Source organism: Mesorhizobium sp. M7D.F.Ca.US.004.03.1.1 (assembly GCF_003998635.1).
Taxonomy (GTDB): Bacteria; Pseudomonadota; Alphaproteobacteria; order Rhizobiales; family Rhizobiaceae; genus Mesorhizobium; species Mesorhizobium loti.
The window spans coordinates 1-3,881 of record NZ_RZQG01000579.1 but is presented as its reverse complement, the minus strand read 5'-3'; the positions used below and the strand labels follow the sequence as shown (position 1 = coordinate 3,881).

Genomic DNA, 3,881 nt, shown 5'->3' with positions numbered 1-3,881 from the left:
CAAAGCAATCGACAGTGGACCGGAAGGGCGCTATTGCGCTTGTTTCAGACTCGGCGCATGCGAAAATGCGCATAAATCGGAAGTAAAAATGCTTGGTATATTGAGAAGCGCGGCAGGCACCTGGGTCGCGAAGGGGCTGTTGGTGTTGCTGGTGCTCAGCTTTTTGGTCTGGGGCATTTCCGGACGGCTGATGGGTGGTTTCGCCGGCCATGATTCGGTTATAACCGCTGGCGGCACCAAAGTGTCGATCAACGAATACCGTCTCGCCTATGATCGCCAGCTCGCCGTCATGTCGCAGCAGTTCGGCCAGCGTCTCAGCCACGAACAGGCAAAGGCGCTCGGCGTCGACAACCAGGTGCTGGCTCAGCTCGTTTCGGGCGCCGTTCTCGACGAACAGGCACGCAAACTGGGCCTCGGACTTTCCAAGGATCGGCTGGCCGAGCTGACGCGCGAAGACCCGGCATTCAAGGGCCCAGGCGGCCAGTTCGACCGCAAAACATTCGAATACATGCTGCGGCAGGTTGGCATGCGGCCCGAGGACTATCTGAAGAACCGTGCCCAGGTGGCGGTGCGCCAGCAGATCGTCGAAGCGGTCTCGGATGGCCTCAAGGCTCCGGATACTTTCTTCAAGGCGGTTGCGCTCTATCGCGGCGAAGACCGCACCATCGACTATTTGACCCTGCCCAAGGCACTGGTCGAGCCGATCCAGGCGCCCTCCGACAGCGTGCTTTCAGCCTATTTCGAAGCCGACAAGAAGACATATGCGGCACCCGAATACCGCAAATTCTCCTATGTCCGCCTCGAACCCGTCGACATCATGGATACGACCGCCGTCACCGACAGCCAGGTCAGCGACGATTACAACAAGAACAAGGCGCGCTACACCACGCCGGAACTGCGCACCATCGAGCAGCTTGTGTTCAAGACGCCGGATGCGGCCAAGGCCGCGCTCGATTCGCTCAAGGCCGGCGCCACCTTCGACAAGCTCGTCACGGCGGAAGGCAAGACCCCGGCCGATACGCTGCTCGGCACGCTGGCCAAGGACAAGATCGCCGACAAGGCGGTCGCCGACGCGGCCTTCGCGCTCAATGCCAATGAAGTCAGTCAGGTCGTGCAGGGCGCCTTCGGCCCGGTGCTGCTGCGCGTCACCGAAATCAAGCCCGAGGTGGTGAAGCCGCTGACCGAGGTGTCCGACCAGATACGCAAGGACCTGGCGCTGGGCGAGGCAAGCCGCATTCTTCTGGACGTGCGTGACAGCTATGAAGACACCCGCGCCGCCGGCAGTTCGCTGGCCGACGCCGCCACCAAGCTGAAGCTGAAGCTCATCACCATCGACGCCATCGATCGCAGCGGATTGCGGCCTGACGCGAGCATCGTCAAGGACCTGCCGCAATCGCCGGAACTGATCAAGGCTGTCTTCGACGCCGAACCCGGCACGGAGAACGAAGCTTTGACCACGGCAGACAATGGTTTTGTCTTCTACGAAGTGACTTCCGTCACGCCGGCTCGCGATCGCACGCTGGACGAGGTTCATCAGAAAGCCGTCGCCGACTGGACGGCAGCTGAGACCACCAAGCGGCTCGCCGCCAAGGCTGACGAGCTCGAAAAGCGGCTCAAGGCCGGTGCCACGCTCGACGTTATTGCCAGTGAGCTCAAGCTGGAGAAGCAGACCAAGCGCGGCGTCAAGCGCGAGGCCGACGATGTCGATTTCGGCAAGGAGGGTGCGGCGGCGATGTTCGGCGTCGGCGAAGGCGGCACCGGCCTGATCCCCTCGCCCACCGGCGACGGTCAGATCCTGTACAAGGTCGCCGAAGTGTTCGAGCCCGCCGGGGCCGATGCCAGCTCGGTGCCGGACGATGCGCAGAAATCCTTCACCTCCGGCATGTCGGATGACCTGCTCGATCAGCTGGTGGCGCAGTTGCAGACGCAGTACGACGTTCGCATCGACCAGGCCGCCGTTGCCCAAGCCTCGACAAGATGAGCGCGCTGAAAACCCATATCGCCAAGGTCGCGACCGGCAGCGCGCTTTCCTTCGAGGAAGCGCGCGAGGCCTTCGACATCATCATGTCGGGTGACGCCACGCCCGGCCAGATCGGCGGCTTCCTGATGGCGCTGCGCGTGCGCGGCGAGACGGTGAGCGAGCTTTCCGCCGCCGTCGCCACCATGCGCGCCAGGATGCTGCGTGTCGACGCACCGGACGGCGCCATCGACATCGTCGGCACGGGCGGCGACAATTCCCACAGTGTCAACATTTCGACGGCATCGGCCTTCGTCATCGCCGGCAGCGGCGTGCCCGTCGCCAAGCATGGCAATCGCGGTCTGTCCTCGCTGACAGGGTCCGCCGACGTGCTGATTGCGCTTGGCGTCAAGATCGACATCTCGCCCGAATTCATCGGCCGTTGCATCCATGAAGCGGGCGTCGGCTTCATGTTCGCGCCCGCGCACCACCCGGCAATGAAGTATGTAGGGCCGACCCGAGTCGAGCTCGGCACCCGCACCATCTTCAACCTGCTCGGGCCTCTCATCAATCCGGCTGGCGTCAAACGGCAGATGGTCGGCGTGTTCCTGCCGGAATGGATCCTGCCGGTGGCCGAGACGCTGAAGGCGCTGGGCGCCGAGCATGCCTGGGTTGCCCATGGCGACGGCTATGACGAGATCACCACCACCGGCGAGACGCAGGTCGCCGAACTGATCGGCGGCGAGATCCGCAGCTTCACGCTAACCCCTGAAGCGGTTGGGCTGGCGCGCCATACCAAGGATGAATTGCGCGGCGGCGACGCGGCCTACAACGCCACGGCATTGCGCGATATGCTGGGCGGTGCTGCCGGCGCCTATCGAGACACCGTGCTGATGAATGCCGGCGCCGGCCTGGTCGTTGCGGGCAAAGCGACGACGCTTGGTGACGGCATCGCGTTCGCCGCGCAAGCCATCGACAGCGGCCGGGCCCTGCAGGTGCTCGACCGATTGGTCGAAATTTCGAACGGGTGAACCGTGTCTGACATCCTGCGCAAGATCGAGGCCTATAAGCGCGACGAGATCGCGGCGGCCAAGGCACGCATGCCGCTGGCCGAGATCAAGGCGCGCGCAAAAGACGCCGATGCACCACGCGGCTTTCTTGCAGCGCTCGAGGCGAAGCAGAGATCGGGTAGCTTCGCCCTGATCGCCGAAATCAAGAAGGCGAGCCCTTCCAAGGGGTTGATCCGGGCCGATTTCGATCCGCCAGCATTGGCGCAGGCCTATGAGAAAGGCGGCGCCGCCTGTCTTTCGGTGCTGACCGACGCGCCGTCTTTCCAGGGCGCGCCGGAGTTTCTCACCAAGGCGCGAGCCGCCGTCGCCCTGCCCGCACTGCGCAAGGATTTCCTGTTCGATCCGTATCAGGTCTACGAAGCCCGCGCCTGGGGCGCTGATGCCATCCTGATCATCATGGCGAGCGTTAATGACGCCCTGGCGAGCGAGCTTGAGGCAACGGCATTCGAACTCGGCATGGATGCGCTGATCGAGGTGCATGACGAGGCCGAGACGCTGCGCGCGGTAAAACTGTCATCGCAGTTGATCGGCATCAACAACCGCAATCTGAGAACATTCGAAACCAGCCTTAAAACGTCCGAGCGGCTGGCGCCGATGGTGCCGGGCGGCCGCCTGCTGGTCAGCGAGAGCGGTATTTTCAGCCATGACGACTGCCTCAGGATGCAGAAGACCGGCATCGACACCTTCCTCGTCGGCGAGAGCCTGATGCGGCAACAGGATGTCGCCGCGGCCACGCGCCTGCTGCTGACGGGCAAGGCAGCGGCCGAGGTGGTCTGACGATGACATCGGCCCTCACCCATCTCGGCGCCCAGGGCGAGGCCAACATGGTTGATGTCGGCGACAAGGAAGAGACG

Annotated in this window: 3 protein-coding genes and 1 pseudogene; all 4 read left to right on the top strand. The window is 63.6% G+C overall.

From position 1 onward, the window contains the following. The first annotated feature begins 88 nt into the window (after positions 1 to 88). Positions 89 to 1,981, top strand: coding sequence for a SurA N-terminal domain-containing protein (locus EN935_RS25755; RefSeq protein WP_127264436.1), 1,893 nt, complete (start codon positions 89 to 91; stop codon positions 1,979 to 1,981). Further along, positions 1,978 to 2,988, top strand: coding sequence for an anthranilate phosphoribosyltransferase (gene trpD, locus EN935_RS25750; protein ID WP_109669008.1), 1,011 nt, complete (start codon positions 1,978 to 1,980; stop codon positions 2,986 to 2,988). Before EN935_RS25755 ends, trpD begins: the two co-directional genes overlap by 4 nt. Positions 2,989 to 2,991: 3 nt before the next feature. After that, positions 2,992 to 3,804 (top strand): indole-3-glycerol phosphate synthase TrpC, encoded by an 813-nt coding sequence (gene trpC / locus EN935_RS25745; RefSeq protein ID WP_109669011.1) that lies wholly within the window; start codon positions 2,992 to 2,994, stop codon positions 3,802 to 3,804. 2 nt (positions 3,805 to 3,806) lie between these two features. Further along, a pseudogene (gene moaC / locus EN935_RS42265) lies at positions 3,807 to 3,881 on the top strand (cyclic pyranopterin monophosphate synthase MoaC); the annotation flags it as partial.